The 17,368-nt window shown below is 72.2% G+C and carries 17 protein-coding genes; 12 read left to right on the forward strand and 5 right to left on the reverse strand.

Annotated elements, in window-relative coordinates:
* Nucleotides 1-41: 41 nt before the first annotated feature.
* The 8 genes from AB0958_RS11350 to AB0958_RS11385 are packed head-to-tail and all read left to right on the forward strand — an operon-like array spanning nt 42 to nt 7,917.
* Nucleotides 42-1,112, forward strand: a complete 1,071-nt coding sequence (locus AB0958_RS11350; protein WP_366890121.1) for a sugar ABC transporter substrate-binding protein — start codon at nt 42-44, stop codon at nt 1,110-1,112.
* Nucleotides 1,109-2,644, forward strand: a complete 1,536-nt coding sequence (locus tag AB0958_RS11355) for a sugar ABC transporter ATP-binding protein (RefSeq protein WP_366890122.1) — start codon at nt 1,109-1,111, stop codon at nt 2,642-2,644. The genes AB0958_RS11350 and AB0958_RS11355 overlap by 4 nt, the downstream gene beginning before the upstream one ends.
* Complete coding sequence (locus tag AB0958_RS11360) at nt 2,637-3,662, forward strand: ABC transporter permease (protein WP_366890123.1); 1,026 nt, start codon at nt 2,637-2,639, stop codon at nt 3,660-3,662. Before AB0958_RS11355 ends, AB0958_RS11360 begins: the two co-directional genes overlap by 8 nt.
* Nucleotides 3,663-3,703: 41 nt before the next feature.
* The gene (locus AB0958_RS11365; protein ID WP_366890124.1) at nt 3,704-5,044 is read left to right on the forward strand and encodes an L-fuconate dehydratase; all 1,341 of its coding nucleotides are present in this window, start codon (nt 3,704-3,706) and stop codon (nt 5,042-5,044) included.
* A complete protein-coding gene (locus AB0958_RS11370; RefSeq protein WP_366890125.1) occupies nt 5,041-5,796 on the forward strand; it encodes an SDR family oxidoreductase in 756 nt (251 codons plus the stop codon). The genes AB0958_RS11365 and AB0958_RS11370 overlap by 4 nt, the downstream gene beginning before the upstream one ends.
* On the forward strand, nt 5,793-6,779 hold the full coding sequence (locus tag AB0958_RS11375) for an aldo/keto reductase (RefSeq protein ID WP_366890126.1): 987 nt from the start codon (nt 5,793-5,795) through the stop codon (nt 6,777-6,779). Before AB0958_RS11370 ends, AB0958_RS11375 begins: the two co-directional genes overlap by 4 nt.
* On the forward strand, nt 6,776-7,090 hold the full coding sequence (locus AB0958_RS11380) for an L-rhamnose mutarotase (RefSeq protein ID WP_366890127.1): 315 nt from the start codon (nt 6,776-6,778) through the stop codon (nt 7,088-7,090). Before AB0958_RS11375 ends, AB0958_RS11380 begins: the two co-directional genes overlap by 4 nt.
* Nucleotides 7,087-7,917 (forward strand): amidohydrolase family protein, encoded by an 831-nt coding sequence (locus AB0958_RS11385; protein WP_366890128.1) that lies wholly within the window; start codon nt 7,087-7,089, stop codon nt 7,915-7,917. The genes AB0958_RS11380 and AB0958_RS11385 overlap by 4 nt, the downstream gene beginning before the upstream one ends.
* Before the next feature lie 32 nt (nt 7,918-7,949).
* Here the strand turns inward: AB0958_RS11385 and AB0958_RS11390 are convergent, their stop codons facing one another.
* Complete coding sequence (locus tag AB0958_RS11390; protein ID WP_366890129.1) at nt 7,950-9,371, reverse strand: lipase maturation factor family protein; 1,422 nt, start codon at nt 9,369-9,371, stop codon at nt 7,950-7,952.
* A 144-nt stretch (nt 9,372-9,515) separates the two neighbouring features.
* Here AB0958_RS11390 and AB0958_RS11395 point away from each other — a divergent pair, with 144 nt between their 5' ends.
* Together AB0958_RS11395 and AB0958_RS11400 are read left to right on the forward strand one after the other, a co-directional pair.
* Nucleotides 9,516-11,615, forward strand: a complete 2,100-nt coding sequence (locus AB0958_RS11395; RefSeq protein WP_366890130.1) for a SpoIIE family protein phosphatase — start codon at nt 9,516-9,518, stop codon at nt 11,613-11,615.
* 31 nt (nt 11,616-11,646) lie between these two features.
* Entirely contained in the window at nt 11,647-12,510 is an 864-nt protein-coding gene (locus tag AB0958_RS11400; RefSeq protein WP_366890131.1) for a DNA-formamidopyrimidine glycosylase family protein, read from the forward strand.
* A 7-nt stretch (nt 12,511-12,517) separates the two neighbouring features.
* Here AB0958_RS11400 and AB0958_RS11405 read toward each other — a convergent pair whose 3' ends face one another.
* The 3 genes from AB0958_RS11405 to AB0958_RS11415 form a co-directional block, all read right to left on the reverse strand.
* Nucleotides 12,518-13,174 (reverse strand): zf-HC2 domain-containing protein, encoded by a 657-nt coding sequence (locus tag AB0958_RS11405; RefSeq protein WP_366890132.1) that lies wholly within the window; start codon nt 13,172-13,174, stop codon nt 12,518-12,520.
* 148 nt (nt 13,175-13,322) lie between these two features.
* Nucleotides 13,323-13,838 carry a hypothetical protein gene (locus AB0958_RS11410; protein ID WP_366890133.1) on the reverse strand — a complete coding sequence of 172 codons (516 nt, stop codon included), beginning with the start codon at nt 13,836-13,838 and terminating at the stop codon, nt 13,323-13,325.
* Nucleotides 13,839-13,982: 144 nt separating this feature from the next.
* Nucleotides 13,983-14,555 (reverse strand): sigma-70 family RNA polymerase sigma factor, encoded by a 573-nt coding sequence (locus AB0958_RS11415; RefSeq protein WP_366890134.1) that lies wholly within the window; start codon nt 14,553-14,555, stop codon nt 13,983-13,985.
* Between the two features lie 221 nt (nt 14,556-14,776).
* Here AB0958_RS11415 and AB0958_RS11420 point away from each other — a divergent pair, with 221 nt between their 5' ends.
* The gene (locus AB0958_RS11420; protein ID WP_366890135.1) at nt 14,777-15,925 is read left to right on the forward strand and encodes a CapA family protein; all 1,149 of its coding nucleotides are present in this window, start codon (nt 14,777-14,779) and stop codon (nt 15,923-15,925) included.
* A 19-nt stretch (nt 15,926-15,944) separates the two neighbouring features.
* Here AB0958_RS11420 and AB0958_RS11425 read toward each other — a convergent pair whose 3' ends face one another.
* The gene (locus AB0958_RS11425) at nt 15,945-16,418 is read right to left on the reverse strand and encodes a MarR family transcriptional regulator (protein WP_366890136.1); all 474 of its coding nucleotides are present in this window, start codon (nt 16,416-16,418) and stop codon (nt 15,945-15,947) included.
* Nucleotides 16,419-16,491: 73 nt separating this feature from the next.
* Here AB0958_RS11425 and AB0958_RS11430 point away from each other — a divergent pair, with 73 nt between their 5' ends.
* Nucleotides 16,492-17,307 (forward strand): alpha/beta hydrolase, encoded by an 816-nt coding sequence (locus AB0958_RS11430; RefSeq protein ID WP_366890137.1) that lies wholly within the window; start codon nt 16,492-16,494, stop codon nt 17,305-17,307.
* Nucleotides 17,308-17,368 lie beyond the last annotated feature (61 nt).

The raw sequence follows: 17,368 nt of genomic DNA on the forward strand, positions 1-17,368 counted from the left end.
TGCGGTCATCTGCTCGAACACGCTCGATGAGGAGCTGCCAGATGCACGGCAGAACACTGAGGAAGCGGAACCGGTCCCGGATCATCGGCGCGACGGCCCTGGCCGTCGGTGCCTCGCTCGCGCTCGCCGCGTGCGGCAGCACCAAGGACACCGGCAGCGGCAGCGCCAAAGGCGGCGGCACCGGCAAGGTCGGGGTGGTCCTGCCCCTGCTGACCTCGCCGTTCTGGCAGTCGTACAACGACTACGTGCCCAAGATGGCGAAGTCCGAGGGTGTCGAGGCGCTGAAGACGGTCAACTCCAACAGCGACCCCTCGCAGCAGATCACCGACATCAACAACGAACTGAACCAGGGCGTGAAGGGCCTGGTCGTCGCCCCGCTCGACAGCGCCGCCATCGAGGCCGGCCTGGACCAGGCCGAGCGCAAGGGCGTACCGGTGGTCGCCGTGGACGTGGCGCCCGACAAGGGCAAGGTCGCCATGGTGGTGCGCGCCGACAACGTCGCCTACGGCACCAAGGCCTGCGACTACCTCGGGCAGCACGTCACCAGCGGCAAGGTCGTACAGGTCATGGGCGACCTCGCCTCGGTCAACGGCCGGGACCGCTCCGAGGCGTTCCGCTCCTGCGTGAAGAAGAAGTACCCGAAGCTCAAGGTCCTGGAGATCCCGGCCAAGTGGGAGTCCGACACGGCCGCCTCCCAGCTGGGCACCCTGCTCAACGCCAACCCCGACATCAAGGGCATCTACCTGCAGGCCGGCGGTGTCTACCTCGCGCCGACCCTGCAGACCCTGAAGTCCAAGGGCATGCTCAGGACCGCCGGGCAGAGCGGGCACATAGAGATCGTCTCCAACGACGGCATCCCGCAGGAGTTCGACGCCATCCGCAAGGGCCAGATCGACGCCACCGTCTCCCAGCCCGCCGACGCCTACGCCAAGTACGGCCTGTACTACATCAAGGCGGCGATGGAGGGGAAGACGTTCCAGCCGGGCCCGACCGACCACGACTCCACGATCGTCAAGCTGCCGAACGGCATCCTGGAGGACCAGCTGCCCGCGCCCCTGGTCACCAAGGAGAACGTGGACGACCCGAAGCTGTGGGGCAACACGGTCAAATGATCACGCCACTTGTTGAGGCCCGGGACATCGTCAAGCGGTACGGCCCCACCGTCGCGCTCGCCGACGGCCGGCTCACCGTGCTGCCCGGCGAGTCCCACGCCCTCGTCGGCCGCAACGGCGCCGGAAAGTCCACCCTGGTCAACGTCCTCACCGGGCTCCAGGTCCCGGACGAGGGCGCGGTCCGCTTCGACGGCGAACCCGCGCCCCCGCCGGCCGACCGGGACGCGTGGCGGCGCAAGGTCGCCTGCGTCTACCAGAAGCCCACGGTCGTCCCCGAACTGACGGTCGCCGAGAACCTCTTCATCAACCGGCAGCCCCTGCGGCGGGGGTTCATCAGCTGGCGACGGCTGCACCACGAGGCCGCGGCGCTCCTCGACACCTGGGACGTCCGGGTCGACCCCGAGGCCCGCACCGCCGACCTCAAGGTCGAGGACCGCCAGATGGTCGAGATCGCCCGGGCGCTCAGCTTCGGCGCCCGGTTCATCGTCCTGGACGAGCCGACCGCCCAGCTCGACAACCGCGAGATCGAGCGGCTGTTCGGCCGGATGCGGGCACTCCAGGACTCCGGCGTGACCTTCCTGTTCATCTCGCACCACCTCCAGGAGGTCTACGAGGTCTGCCAGACCGTCACCGTGCTCCGCGACGCCCGCTGGATCATCACCGCCCCCGTCGCAGACCTGCCCAGGGCCGCCCTGGTGGAGGCGATGGCGGGGGAGGCCGTCACCCGGCAGGACCAGCGGGCCCGGGACGCGGTGCCCGCCGCGGCACCCGTGGTGCTCAGCGCACGGGGGCTCAGCTCCGAGTCGTACGACGGCATCGACCTCACCGTCCGCAGCGGGGAGGTCGTCGGACTCGCCGGCACCAGCGGCAGCGGCAAGATCGAGCTCGCCGAGACCATCGCGGGGCTGCGCACCCCGACCGGTGGCACCGCCCGGGTGGCGGAGCGGCCGCTGCCGTTCGGTGACGTGCGCGCCACGCTCGGGGCCGGGGTCGGCTTCGTGCCCCGCGACCGGCACGACCAGGGCCTGGTCCCCGGAATGAGCATCGGCGACAACGCCACCATGACCGTGCTCGACCGGCTCGGCCGCGGCGGGTTCGTCGGCACCGACCGCAAGCGCGGCTTCGCCACCGGGCTCATCGAACGCCTCGACATCCACGCCGAGGGCCCCGACCAGCCGGTCTCCGACCTGTCCGGCGGCAACGCGCAGAAGGTCGTCATGGCCCGCGCCCTGGCCTCCGACCCCCGGCTCCTGGTCCTCGTCAACCCCACCGCGGGCGTCGACGTGAAGTCCAAGGAGTCCCTGCTGGCCCGCGTGGACAGCGCCCGCGAGGACGGCACCGCCGTGCTGGTCGTCTCCGACGAACTCGACGACCTGCGCCGCTGCGACCGTGTCCTCGTCCTCTTCCACGGCCGGATCGTCGCCGAACACCCGGCCGGCTGGCACGACCACGAGCTGATCGCCTCCATAGAAGGAGTGGACTCCATGCCCCCGGGAGCTGACTCCCCGTCCGAAGGAGTGGACCATGGCTGAGACCAAGGCCCCGCCGCTCACCCCGGTGCGCTCCCCGGACCCCCGCGCGGCCCGCACCGTCCTCCTGCGCCGCGCCCGTGAACTCGCCCTCGTCCCCGCCCTGCTGCTGCTCATGGTGCTCGGCGCGGTGGTCAACGACTCGTTCCTCACCGAACGCAACCTGATCTCCATCCTCGGCGCCTCCGCGGCCCTCGCGATGGTCGTGCTCGCCGAGTCGCTGGTCCTGATCACCGGCAAGTTCGACCTCTCCCTGGAATCGGTCGTCGGCATCGCGCCCGCGGTCGGCGCCCTGCTGGTGCTGCCGTCCGCCGAGTCCGGCTGGGGCACCGGGTTCCCCGCCGCGCTCGCCATGGTGGCGATCCTGGTCGTCGGCGCCGCCGTCGGCGCCTTCAACGGCATCCTGGTCGTGAAGTTCAAGCTGAACGCCTTCATCGTGACGCTCGCCATGCTGATCGTGCTGCGCGGTGTGCTGGTCGGCGCCACCAAGGGCAAGACCCTGTTCGGGATGCCCGACAGCTTCTTCACCCTGGCCACCTCCACCTTCCTCGACGTCCCCCTGTCGGTGTGGCTGGCCGCGGTGGCCTTCGCGGTCACCGGCCTGGTCCTGAAGTACCACCGCGTCGGGCGCGCCCTGTACGCCATCGGCGGCAACGCCGACGCGGCCCGCGCCGCCGGCATCCGCGTCGACCGCGTGATGCTCGGGGTGTTCGTGGTCGCCGGGGTCCTCGCCTCCGTCGGCGGCATCATGCAGACCGGGTACGTGGGCGCGATCAGCGCCAACCAGGGCAACAACATGATCTTCACGGTGTTCGCGGCGGCGGTGATCGGCGGCATCAGTCTGGACGGCGGCAAGGGCACCATGTTCGGCGCCCTGACCGGCGTACTCCTGCTGGGTGTCGTGCAGAACCTGCTCACCCTGGCGCAGGTGCCGTCGTTCTGGATCCAGGCCATCTACGGCGGCATCATCCTCGTCGCCCTCATGATCGCCCGTGTCACCACGGGACGGGCCCAGGACTGACCGGTCCGCGCCCCGCCCTCCCCCCGACCGAAAGGCAACCCGTGTCCGCGAGTCCCGCCCGCGTCATTGCGGTCGACACCCACGACATCCGCTTCCCCACCTCGCGCGAGCTCGACGGCTCCGACGCGATGAACCCGGACCCCGACTACTCGGCGGCGTATGTCGTGCTGCGCACCGACGCCGCCGACGGGCACGAGGGACACGGGTTCACGTTCACCATCGGGCGGGGCAACGACGTCCAGGTCGCCGCGATCGACGCGCTGCGGAACCAGGTGCTCGGCCGCCCGGTCGACGAGATCTGCGACGACCCCTCGGCCCTCTACCGGGACCTGGTCGGCGACAGCCAGCTGCGCTGGCTCGGACCCGAGAAGGGGGTGATGCACATGGCGATCGGCGCGGTGATCAACGCCGTCTGGGACCTCGCCGCCCGCCGTGCCGGGAAACCGCTGTGGCAGCTGCTCGCCGACGCCGAACCGGAGTGGATCGTCCGCCAGATCGACTTCCGCTATCTCACCGACGCCCTCACCCCCGAGGAGGCCCTCGCCCTCCTGCGCCGGGGCCGCGAGGGCGCCGCGGAGCGCCGGGCCCGCCTCCTGGAGCGCGGCTTCCCCGCCTACACCACCTCCGCCGGCTGGCTCGGCTACGACGACGAGAAGCTCACCCGGCTCGCCGCCCAGGCCGTCGCCGACGGCTTCCGGCAGATCAAGCTGAAGGTCGGCGCCGACCTCGCCGACGACGTCCGCCGCTGCCGGGTCGCCCGCGCGGTCGTCGGCCCGGACATCCGGATGGCCGTCGACGCCAACCAGCGCTGGGACGTCGACGAGGCGATCCGCTGGACCAAGGCCCTCGCCGAGTTCGACCCGTACTGGATCGAGGAGCCCACCAGCCCCGACGACATCCTCGGCCATGCGGCCGTCCGCCGGGCCGTCGCCCCGATCCGGGTCGCCACCGGCGAACACGTGCAGAACCGCATCATGTTCAAGCAACTGCTCCAGGCCGGCGCCCTCGACATCGTCCAGATCGACGCGGCCCGGGTCGGCGGCGTCAACGAGAACCTCGCCGTCCTGCTGCTCGCCGCCAAGTTCGGCGTCCCGGTCTGCCCGCACGCGGGCGGCGTCGGACTGTGCGAACTCGTCCAGCACCTCTCGATGTTCGACTACCTCGCGGTCTCCGGCACCACCGAGGACCGGGTCATCGAGTACGTCGACCATCTGCACGACCACTTCCTCGATCCGGTGGTGATCCGCGAGGGTCACTACACGGCACCCACCGCACCGGGCTTCTCGGCCGCCATGCGGCCGGAGTCCGTCGCGGAGTACACCTATCCCGGCGGCACCTTCTGGGCCGCCGACGCGCAGACGCAGAAGGGACAGGCGGCATGACCGACTTCGCGGGCCTGAAGGCCCTGGTCACCGGCGGCGCCTCCGGGATCGGGCGGGCCACCGCCGAACTCCTCGCCGAGCGCGGCGCCCAGGTCGCCGTCCTCGACCTCGACCCGTCCGCCGTCGAGAAGCCGCTGCTCGGCTTCCAGGCCGACGTCACCGACGACGCCTCCGTGCGCGCGGCCGTGACGAGCGCCGTCGAGGCCCTGGGCGGACTCGACGTCCTGGTCAACAACGCGGGGATCGGCGCCCAGGGCACCGTCGAGGACAACGACGACGACGAATGGCACCGCGTCTTCGACGTCAACGTCCTCGGCATGGTCCGCACCGCCCGCGCCGCCCTGCCGCACCTGCGCCGCTCGCGGCACGCGGCCGTCGTCAACACCTGCTCCATCGCCGCCACCGCCGGGCTGCCCCAACGCGCCCTGTACAGCGCCACCAAGGGCGCGGTGTACTCCCTCACCCTGGCCATGGCCGCCGACCACGTCCGCGACGGCGTGCGCGTCAACTGCGTCAACCCCGGTACGGCGGACACCCCGTGGATCGGCCGCCTGCTGGGCAAGGCCCCCGACCCGGCCGCCGAACGCGCCGCGCTGGAGGCCCGCCAGCCCTCCGGCCGTCTGGTCTCCGCCGCCGAGGTGGCCGGCGCGATCGCCTACCTGGCGAGCCCCCTGTCCGGCGCCACCACCGGCACCTCCCTCGCGGTGGACGGCGGCCTGCAGGGCCTGCGTCTTCGCCCGGCGGGACAGTGAGCACCCTCGGCCGCGGCGGCGTCCGGGTCGGCCCCCTGGGCCTCGGCGCCGCCGTGATCGGCAACCTCTACACCGAAGTCCCCGACCAGCAGGCGCACGACACGGTCGCCGCCGCCTGGCAGCAGGGCATCCGCTACTTCGACACCGCCCCGCACTACGGCCTCGGCCTGTCCGAACGGCGCCTGGGAGAGGCGCTGCGCGCGTACGACCGGGACTCCTACGCGCTCTCCACCAAGGTCGGCCGCCGACTGGAACCGGCCGCCGGCACCGGCGACGACCTCGCGCACGGCTTCGCCGTCCCCGACACCCACCGCCGGGTCTGGGACTTCACCGGCGACGGCATCCGCCGCACCCTGGAGGCGAGCCTGGACCGGCTCGGCCTCGACCGGGTCGACGTCGTCTACCTCCACGACCCCGACGACCACGCCGAACAGGCCTTCCGCGAGGGCTACCCGGCACTGGCGAGACTCCGCTCCGAAGGGGTCGTCGGCGCGATCGGCGCGGGCATGAACCAGACGGCGATGCTCACCCGGTTCGTCCGCGACACCGACGTCGACGTGGTGCTGTGCGCCGGCCGCTACACCCTCCTCGACCAGAGCGCCCTCACCGACCTGCTGCCGGCGGCCGAGGAGCGCGGCGTCTCGGTGGTGATCGGCGGCGCCTTCAACTCCGGTCTGCTGGCCGATCCGAAACCGGACGCGACCTACGACTACGCCCAGGCGCCGGACGGCCTGCTCTCCCGCGCCCTGCGTCTCAAGTCGCTCGCGGAACAGCACGGCAGCACCCTCCGGGCCGCCGCCCTCGCCTTCTGCGCCGCCCACCCGGCCGTGGCGAGCGTCCTGGTCGGCGCCCGCTCGGCGGCCGAGATCGCGGACGCGGCACGGCAGTTCGCCGCGCCCGTCCCGGCCGCCTTCTGGCAGGAGCTGCGCGACACCGGGCTGCTGCCCCCCGACGCACCCGTACCCACCGAGGAACGGCCATGAGAATCGCCCTGCACACCAAGGTCCGCCCCGACCGCGTCGCCGAGTACGAGGCCGCCCACCGTGAGGTCCCCACCGAACTCACCGACGCCATCCGCGCCGCGGGCGCCACCTCCTGGACGATCTGGCGCAGCGGCACCGACCTCTTCCACGTCCTGGACTGCACCGACTACGGCCGCCTCCTCGCCGAACTGGAGAAGCTGCCGGTCAACCTCGCCTGGCAGGCCCGGATGGCCGACCTCCTCGACGTCGTCCACGACTACTCCGAGGCGGGTGCGCAGGCCGGTCTGCCCGTCGTGTGGGAGCTGCCGTGACCGTCGACGCCCACCACCACGTCTGGGACCTCTCGGTACGGGACCAGGACTGGCTCACCGGGCCCGAACTCCAGCCGCTCAGGCGGACCTTCACCGTCGCGGACCTGGAACCCGAGGCGCGCGCGGCGGGCGTGACCCGCACCGTCCTCGTACAGACGGTCACCGTGCCGGAGGAGACCCCCGAGTTCCTGGCCCTCGCCGACACCCACGACCTGGTCGCCGGAGTCGTCGGCTGGACCGACCTGACCCGCCCGGACGTCGCCGACGAACTCGCCCGGCTCCGCGAACTCCCCGGCGGCCGGTACCTGAAGGGCGTCCGCCACCAGGTCCAGGGCGAACCCGACCCGCGGTGGCTGCTGCGCCCCGACGTCCACCGGGGCCTCACCGCCGTCGCCGACGCGGGCCTCGTCTACGACCTCGTCGTGCTGCCCCACCAGCTCCCGGCCGCCGCCGAGGCCGCGCGCTCGCACCCCGGGCTCACCTTCGTCCTCGACCACCTGGGCAAACCCCCCATCGCCGCGGGCAGCACGGAGCCGTGGGCCACCGCGGTACGCGCCCTCGCCGCCCTGCCCAACACCGTCTGCAAGCTCTCCGGCATGGTCACCGAGGCCGACCCCGCCTCCTGGACCCTGGACGACCTGCGCCCGTACGCCGAGACCGTGCTGGACGCCTTCGGCCCCAACCGGCTGATGGCCGGTTCGGACTGGCCGGTGTGCACGCTGGCCGGGAGCTACGCCGAGGTCCTCGACGCGGCACGCCGGCTGATCCCCCCGACCGAACACACCGCCGTCTTCGAAACCACCGCCACCCACGTGTACGGCCTGTGAACCGATCCGGGTGAGCCGGGCCGCCCTCGGGGCTACGGCCGTCGTGCCGTGCCCGCCAGGCGGGTCGGCGGCATGAACTCCCGTACGTATGTGCGTTCCCAGCAGGCGCCCGTCTCCCGCAGCTCCCGCCAGGTCGTGTAGCGGTAGCGGAAGAGGCGGGCCCGGACGAAGCGCGGGGGTTCACCGGGCGGGAACGGGGAGCGGCGCAGCAGCCGCAGGGTGTCGCGGTCCTCCTCCAGGAGGCGTTCCACCAGGCCGCCGAACCAGTCGCCGGCGTAGGCGGGGGAGAGGGCGGCGAACCACATCAGCCAGTCCAGGCGCAGGTGGTAGGGCGCGAACTGGCGCGGCCAGTGCCGGGGGTCGCCCGGCTTGCCCTTGAACTCGTACTCCCGCCAGTCGGAGTCCTCGCGCGGGGTGCCGTCCCGGGTGCCCTCCACCACCACCTCGTACCGGATCCGGCTGACGCTGCCGAAGGCGCCGTAGGTGTTGACCAGGTGGAGGGGGTCGAAGGAACGGTTCATGACCTGGCGGCGGGAGATCATGTTCACCACGGGACGGTGGCTCAGGAACAGGATGAGCGCGGTCACGGCGAGGACGACGACCTCGAACCACAGCGGGGCCGGGGGCGCGGTCGTACGGTCCGTGGGCAGCCGCAGCGCCGACAGGGCCACGACGACGGTGATCCAGTTCAGCCAGGAGAAGTTGCCGGACGCCACCAGCCACAGCTGGGTGAGGATCATCAGGGACGCGGCGGCCGTCGCGATCGGCTGCGGGGTGAAGAGCAGGAAGGGAACGACCAGTTGGGTGACGTGGTTCGCGGCCACCTCCGCCTTGTGCACCGGTCCCGGCAGATGGTGGAAGAACCAGCTCAGCGGACCCGGCATCGGCTGGGTCTCGTGGTGGTAGTGCAGACAGGTCAGCTTGCGCCAGCAGGCGTCCCCGCGCATCTTGATCAGGCCCGCCCCGAACTCCACCCGGAACAGGATCCAGCGCAGCAGGAAGAGGACCACGACCGGCGGGGCCACCTCGTCGTTGCCGAGGAACACGGCCAGGAAGCCGACCTCCAGGAGGAGCGACTCCCAGCCGAACGCGTACCACGTCTGGCCGACGTTCACGATCGACAGGTACAGCGCCCACGGCACCAGCCACAGCAGCATCCCGGCCCAGAGCGGGAGTTCGGAGTCGGCGCCCGCCAGCAGCGCCACCGCCACCGCACAGCCCGTCCAGGCGCAGCCCGCGAAGAGGCGGTCCGAGTACCGCAGGTGGAAGAGGCTCGGTGCGCGCCGGAAGGGGACCCGCGCCACGAACCTCGGGATCGGCAGCATCCCGCGCTCGCCGAGCAGGGCCCGGAACTGGAGCGCCGCCGTCAGGAACGCGAAGAGGTACACGCCGGCCAGGGCCCGCTGGAAGACCAGCCGGCTCAGCCAGTACCCGGGTGCGGTGAACCAGTCCACGACCGTGCGCTCCTGCCTGTGCCCCGTGTCGGGAAGGGGCCCGTCACCCTGTGTACCTCGCGTCCGCGCTTGCGTAACCCGGGCGAGTGAAGCAGACAATAGGGATGAATTGCCCGTCCTGGGTTCCCCTGGCATGGTGGCCCCATGGCTGATCGGGGAGCGAGCGCTCCGTCACTCCCGGACGACTGGCCCGCCCACCCGGACCACCCGATCCTGGCACTCAACCGCCTGGGCACCTTCGACTGGGACCTGGACGCCGGTCTGTTCCACCTGGACGCCCAGGCGTACGAGGTGTTCGACCTGCTCCCCGAGGAGTACGACGGCCGCCCCGAGGGCCTCGCGGTGCGGGTGCCCCTGTCGGAGGGCAGCCGGCTGGACGCGGTGGTGTCCCAGGCCATCAAGGACGGCAGCGAGAACTACGGGGCGTACTTCCGGATCCGCCGCCGCGACGGCACCCTGCGCTGGACCCACACCCAGGGCTACATCCGGCGGGACGGGACGGGCCGCCCGCGCCGGGTCGTGGGCATCGTCCGGGACGCCACCCGGGAACTGGAGGACAGCGAGGCGCACAGCCCGCGCGCCGCCCAGGACGAGGCGCTGCGGCAGCAGAGCAACGTCGTCCAGGTCATCACCGCCGCCCTCGCGCACGCCCGCAGCGTCCAGGACGTCATCGACGCCCTCAAGGACGCCCAGGGCATCCCCAACCTGGGGGCCACCAGCCTGGTGATGGGCCTGGTGGAGGCCGGCCGGATCCGGCTGGTCGCGGAGGGGCCGGTGGGCAGCTTCGTGCCCGGCACCCGGATCACCCGCGTGGAGGAGCCCTACCCGATGGGCGAGGTGGTGCGCACCCTCACCCCGCGCTTCATCGAGTCCGCCGAGGACTTCGCCGAGAGCTACCCGATCCTGTGGCCGCACATCACCGGCCTGCGCATCACCTCGGCCGCCTACCTGCCGCTGATCGCCCAGGCCCGCCCCATCGGCGCCATGGGCCTGCTCTACAACGACCGGCACGGCTTCTCCGACGAGGAACGAGCCGTCCTGGTCGCCCTCGGCAGCAGCATCGCGCAGAGCCTCCAGCGGGCCATGCTCTACGAGCAGGAGAAGGACCTCGCCCAGGGCCTCCAGCAGGCGATGCTGCCGCGCACCATCCCGAGCGTGCGCGGCGCCGACGTCGCGGTCCGCTACCGCTCGGCGAGCGCGGGCGGCTCCCTGGGCCGGGACATCGGCGGCGACTGGTACGACCTGATCCCGCTGCCCGGGGGACGGGTCGGCGCGGTCATCGGCGACGTCCAGGGCCATGACACGCACGCCGCGGCCGTCATGGGCCAGCTGCGCATCGTGCTGCGCGCCTACGCCGCCGAGGGCCACGCCCCGGCCACCGTGATGGCCCGCGCCTCGGTCTTCCTGGACGAACTGGACACCGACCGCTTCGCCACCTGCCTGTACGCCGAGGCCGACCTGGCCACCGGCGTCGTCCAGGTGGTCCGCGCCGGGCACATCGACCCGCTGGTCCGCGGCGCCGACGGCGGCTGCCGCCGGGTGCCCGTCGAGGGCGGGCTGCCGCTCGGCCTGTCCGCCGAGTTCGGGAGCCTGGAGTACCCGGTGTCCACCCTGGAACTGGATCCCGGCGAGATCCTGCTGCTGTGCACCGACGGGCTGGTCGAGACGCCCGGCGCGGACCTCGGCGACGGGATGCGCGCCCTGTCCGAGCAGGTCGCCGCCGGACCCGGGGACGTACGGGACCTTGCCGACCGGCTGATCGAGATCGCCGAGGAGCGCGGCGGCGACGACGACGTGGCCCTGCTCCTGCTGCGCCGCCGCGGCCAGGACAGCACCCAGGCCGTCGGCCGCCTCCAGCAGCACGTGGCGTCCGGTGATCCCGAGGCGCTCAGCCTGGCCCGGCACATGATCCGCGCGGCCGTCCGCGCCTGGGGCGCCGAGGAGCGCGCCGACGAGATCGAACTCGTCGCCGACGAGCTGATCACCAACGCCCTGATGCACACCGAGGGCTCCGCGATCGTCACCCTCAGGGTCCTCGGCGGCAGCGAACGCCGGCTGCGCGTGGAGGTCGAGGACTCCTCCAGTGCCCTGCCGCGCCGCCGTGAGGCGGGCGAGAGCGGGGTGTCCGGACGCGGGCTGCTGCTCGTCGACATGATGACCGACGCCTGGGGCGTCGAGGCGCGGGGCGGCGGCAAGGCGGTGTGGTGCGAGTTCCGGATGCCGAAGAAGACCGACGCGGCCTGACCCCGCGGGCCCCGGATAGCACTCTGGACACATGCCCGAACTGCCCGAGGTGGAAGCGCTCAGGGACTTCCTGACCGAGAACCTGATCGGCCACGAGGTCGTCCGCGTGCTGCCGGTCGCCATCAGCGTCCTGAAGACGTACGACCCGCCCGTCGGCGCCTTCCAGGGCAGCGAGGTCGTCGCCGTGCACCGGCACGGCAAGTTCCTGGACATCGAGGGCGACGGCGGCCTGCGGTTCGTCACCCACCTGGCCCGCGCGGGCTGGCTCCAGTGGAAGGACCGGCTCCCGGACGGCCCGCCCCGGCCCGGCAAGGGCCCCTTGGCGATGCGCGTGGCCCTGGAGACCGGTGCGGGCTTCGACCTCACCGAGGCCGGCGCCCAGAAGAAGCTCGCCGTGTACATCGTCCGCGACCCGCGGGAGGTTCCCGGTATCGCCCGGCTCGGCCCCGACCCGCTCGCCGACGGCTTCGACGAGGCCCGGCTCGCCGCCCTGCTGGGGGGCGAACGGCGACAGCTCAAGGGCGCCCTGCGCGACCAGAGCCTGATCGCCGGGGTGGGCAACGCCTACAGCGACGAGATCCTGCACGCGGCGCGGATGTCACCGTTCAAGCTGGCCGCCTCCCTGACACCGGAGGAGGTCCACGGCCTCTACGAGGCGCTGCGCGGCACCCTCCGCGAGGCGGTGGAGCGCTCCCACGGCCTGGCGGCGGGCCGGCTCAAGGCGGAGAAGAAGAGCGGACTGCGGGTCCACGGCCGGACCGGCGAGCCCTGCCCGGTGTGCGGTGACACCATCCGCGAGGTCTCCTTCAGCGACTCCTCGCTGCAGTACTGCCCGACCTGCCAGACGGGCGGCAAGCCGCTCGCGGACCGCAGGCTGTCCCGGCTGATCAAGTGACCGGCGCTCATTTGGGCTCGATGGTCACGAGGCGCTGTCCGTCCGCGCTGCGCACCTCGTAGTGGTCGATCTCGTCGGGGTGCATCGAGGAGCCGCCCGCCATGGTGCTCACGCGGCCGTCGTGGTCCCGTTCGGCCCAGGTGGTGACGATCTGCTCGGAGCCGTCGTCGCCCACGGCGATCAGCCGGCAGGAGCGCGGCCCGTTCGCGCCTTTCACCTTCAGCTCGACCTCGGTGCCCGAGTCCGTGTCCGCCTCCTTGACCTGCGCCCACACGCCCGACTGCGCGTCGGTGGTGGCGGCGACCTGCACGGCCGGGACGGTCTCGTGCCCCGCGTAGGCCATGATGCCGGGGCCCGCGACCGCGAACACCACCGAGGCGGCGAGGCCGTACAGCAGCCTGCGGCGCTTGGCGCGATGCCGGGTGGCGACCTCGGCGAGCAGTCTGTCCAGCAACCGGGGACCGGGCTGGGCCATGGGGTGCACGAAGCGCGGCGTGGCCCTGCGGTACAGCATCAGCTGCCGTGCGGCGGGGCCGAACTCTGTCACGTGTGCCGCGCAGCGAGCGCACTCCATGAGGTGGTCCTCGAAGCGGAAGGCCTCCGCCTCGTCCAGCACGCCGAGCGCGTACGCGCCGACGTCGCGATGCCTTTCCAGGGACCTCATGCCGAATCCTCGTGCCGAAGGGTGGGAGTGGGGTTACTCGTTGCTCCTTGCTCCCACCCGTACGCAGTCGGCAGAGGATTCACTCAAGGCACGTACAGAATCGTAACCAACGGATTCGGAGCGGCCGGGCCCGCGGATTGGTCCTGAATCAAAAAAGATGGATGGCGAGGTGTCCGAGGGGCAGACCGAGCCGCCAGGCGGCGGTCCACACCTTCGGTCCGTCGTCCTCGCCGAGCACGCCCCCGCCGCCCGGCACCGCGTCCAGGTCGGGCGCGAGCAGTTCCGTCTCCTCCAGCCAGCGCCAGGCGGCCGCGGCCAGCTCCAGGTCCGGTGCCGGGCCGCCCGACCGGGCCGACTCGGCGGCCACCGCGGCCATGCGTTCGCGCACCCACTCCTGCCACGGCTGGTCGTACGCCGTGAGCGAAAGCCAGGTCTCCAACTGGGACACGACCCGGATGCCCGACAGTTCGCCGTCCGTGTCGGAGAGGAAGACGGTCAGCGCCAGCGCGTCACGGCCGGCTCTGAACTCGAAGGACGTCGGTGGCATGAGATCGCCGGTGCGCAGCAGCTCGTCGGCGATGTACTCGGCGTACAACCAGGCCATCGGGACCGCCAGTTCCCCGCTACCGGCCCCGCCCGTGCTCTCTTGACCTCTGTGCAGCATCCCGTCCTGCCTTCCTCCGGTGTGCGCGTGGCCCCGACCCCGGGTCCGTCCCTCTCCCGGTGCGGAACACGGATGAGGACAGCTGATTGCTCAAACACGGTCCTCAGCAAGGCGCTTTGCGAAGGCTTTGCCTGACTCGCGGTTTCAGCGCAGGTCGGGTGCGTAACCGGGAAGGACCCGGCGCAGGGCGCGCAGCGCGTAGTGCGCCCGCGACTTCACGGTACCGGGCGGGATGCCGAGTGCCTGGGCGGCCTCCGCAACACTCGCCCCCTGGAAATACACCAGCACCAGCACGTCGCGGTGTTCCGGAGTGAGAGTCTTCACAGCCTCCCGGACGTCCAGCGTCGCGACCGCGCGGTCGGCGTGGTCGCCGACCGCCCGGGTGTTCTCCAGGACGGCGTCGTGCACCTCGGGCGGCCGGGCCTGCCGCGCCCGGCGCGCGTCGATGGCGAGCCGCCTGCCGACGGTGAGCAGCCAGGGCAGCACGGAGTCGAACGCGTCGGCGCGCAGCGCCTCGGGGTGCTGCCAGGCGCGTACCAGGGTCTCCTGGACCAGGTCCTCGGCGCGCTGCCGGTCACCGTCGCTGAGCCGCAGCAGCAGCGCGAAGAGGGGTCGGCCGTGCTCGCGCTGGAGCGCGGCGAGCTCGTGCTCGGCGGTCGTCGTCCCGGCGTGCAGCCCGTCGGGAAGCCCGTGGGGAAGGGTGGTTCCGGCCGTCATGGCCGTATGGCATCGCAGGGCCGGGCCCCGGGACAGGGGGCGCACCGGGATCTGCGACGGACGGTCGATCGCGTCGGCGAACGGTGCGACGAACGGTCCGTCGCCCCCTGTACCCGACCCGGATGGGTCAATCGGGGCGCCTGAGTTGTTTGGGGCTCCGTCCACCTTCGTACCCATTGATCTGTAAATAGGACAAGGCTTGCGACTCTGGGGTGCTCCTGATGATCAATCGCAGACGCCAGGCGGCCCTGGCCCTGACCGCCCTCCTCGCCACCGCGGCCGCCTGCACGAACCACGAACGGCAGGAGCGGGCGACGCCCTCGGGCCGGCCCGCCCCCACCGCCGCCGCCGGGGCGTTCACCCTCGTCGCCTCCGGTGACGTCATGCCGCAGAAGTCCGCGATCGAGCACGCGAACTTCGACGCGGGCACCAGCGGCTACGACTTCCGCCCGATGCTCGCCGGGGTGGCGCCCGTGGTCTCCCGGGCCGATCTGGCGCTCTGTCACCTGGCGACGGTCACCGCCGCCGACGGCGGTCCCACCGGCCTCACCTCCCCACCGCAGCTCCTCCAGGGCCTCGCCGCCGTGGGGTACGACGGCTGTTCCACCGCCTCCGACCGCGCCCTGGACGACGGCGCGGCCGGTGTCCGCCGCACCCTCGACGCCATGGACCAGGTGGGCCTGCGGCACGCCGGCACCGCCCGCACCGAGGCCGAGGCCGGCACGCTCACCCTGCTGAAGGCCGGGCGCGCCAAGGTCGCCCAGCTCTCCTACACCTACGACGTCAACGGCAACGAGCTGCCGCCCGGCCAGCCCTGGGCGGTCGGCCTCCTGGACGAGAACCGCATCCTCGCCGACGCCCGCGCCGCCCGGCGGGCCGGCGCCGACGTGGTCGTGGTCTCCGTGCACTGGGGCACCGACGGGCAGGACGCCCCCGACGAACAGCAGCTCGCCCTCGCCGGCCGGCTCACCGCGGCACGGACCGGCGGCCGCCCGGACATCGACCTCATCCTCGGCACCCACGCCCACATCCCGCAGGCCTACGAGAAGGTCAACGGCACCTGGGTCGTCTACAGCCTCGGCGACCAGCTCGCCGGCGAGCTCGACAACAGCCAGGGCCGGCCGGACCCGCGCGGCAACGAGTCCACCGTCGCCCGCTTCACCTTCACCCCGCCCGCCCGGCCGGGCGGGCGCTGGGAGGTGGCCAGGGCGGAGTTCATCCCGCAGCTGTACGACGTCGACGCCGGCCGGGTCGTCGACCTCGACGCGGCCATCGCCAAGGGCGCCGACTACACGGCCGCCCGGGACGCCATCCGGGACGTGGTGCTCAGCCGCGGGGCCGCCAAGGACGGGCTGGTCATGGGAGAGTAGCGGCGCCGAGCGGTGCCGGTCACTCCACGTCGACGTGGGCGAAGGCCGCCAGCATCTGCTTCAGCACGCGTACGCACGCCGTGATCTCGGCGTCGGTCAGATCGCCGCCGACCTGCCGGTTCAGGGCGTGCTCGCGGGCGAGGACCGCGGTGATGGTCGCCCGGCCCTCCTCCGTGAGGCGGATCAGCGAGGAGCGCTGGTGTGCCGGGTTGGGCGTGACCTCGGCCCAGCCGCGCGCCACCGCGTCGTTCACCATGCGCTGCACGAACTGCCGGCTCAGCGCCATGATCCGGCCCATCTGGGGCACCGTCATGGGCTCGTACCGGCGCAGCAGGTCCAGCACCGAGCGCACGCCGACGGAGGCCCCCTCGATCCCCTCGCCCTGTTCGATCTTGCGGAAGGCGCGCCGGTACAGCGGGCCGATCAGATCGAACACCTCGGTGATGCGCTCACCCAGCTCGTCGGGGGCGAGGGGCTTGTCGATGTCGTTCACCCGGCCATGATGCACCCCGATCGGCATGACAACCCAGTTGTCAAAAACTCGCGATGATGACACCTTGGTTGTCATGAACGATGCTGCGGACCTCCGCTTCTTCCCGTCCTCCGACGGCGACCTCGCCTACCTCGACACCGGCTCCGGCGACCCGGTGGTGCTGATCCACGCCGGATACGTCGACCACCGCTTCTGGTACCGGCAGGTCCCGGCACTCGCCGCCGAGTACCGGGTCGTCGCACCGGACGTGCGCGGTCACGGCTTCTCCGCCAACGCGAGCAGGCCGTTCCGCTGGGCCGACGACCTCGCGGAGCTGCTGCGCCACCTCGACGCGGGACCCGCCGTGCTGGTCGGCGTCTCGATGGGCGGGGTGATCGCCACCGACACCGTGCTGGAACACCCGGAGCTGGTCCGCGCGGTGGTCACCTGCGGGGCCGCCACCGGCGACTTCCGGTACACGGACCCCTGGCACACCGGACTCCAGGCCGAGTACGCCCGCACCCTGGCCGCCGGTGACATCGACGGCTGGCTCGACGCCTTCCTGCGCGTCGTGGCCGGCGAGCACCGCACCCTGGCCGACGTCGACCCGGAGATCCCGCGCAGGCTGCGGGAACTGGCCCTGCACACCCTCTCCAAGCACACCCCCGACGAACCGGACCGGCTCGTGCCCGTCACCGGCTCCTGGCCCCGGGTCCCGAAGATCGACGTCCCGGTGCTCACGGTCAACGGCGGGCTGGAACCCGCCGACCTGCTCGCCGCCGCCGAACGCCTGGCCCGCGAGGTCCCCGACGGCCGCGCCGAAGTCGTCGAGGGCGCCGACCACTACCCGAACCTGGAGAAACCGCAGGAGTTCAACGCCCTCCTGCTCGACTTCCTCCGCGTGCTTTAGGGCCTGTCTGACAATTCCCGTCGCCGCCCGGAGCGTGGCAGGCGGGAATTGTCAGACAGGC

It is taken from the genome of Streptomyces sp. NPDC006655 (assembly GCF_040703965.1).
Classification (GTDB): Bacteria; Actinomycetota; Actinomycetes; order Streptomycetales; family Streptomycetaceae; genus Streptomyces.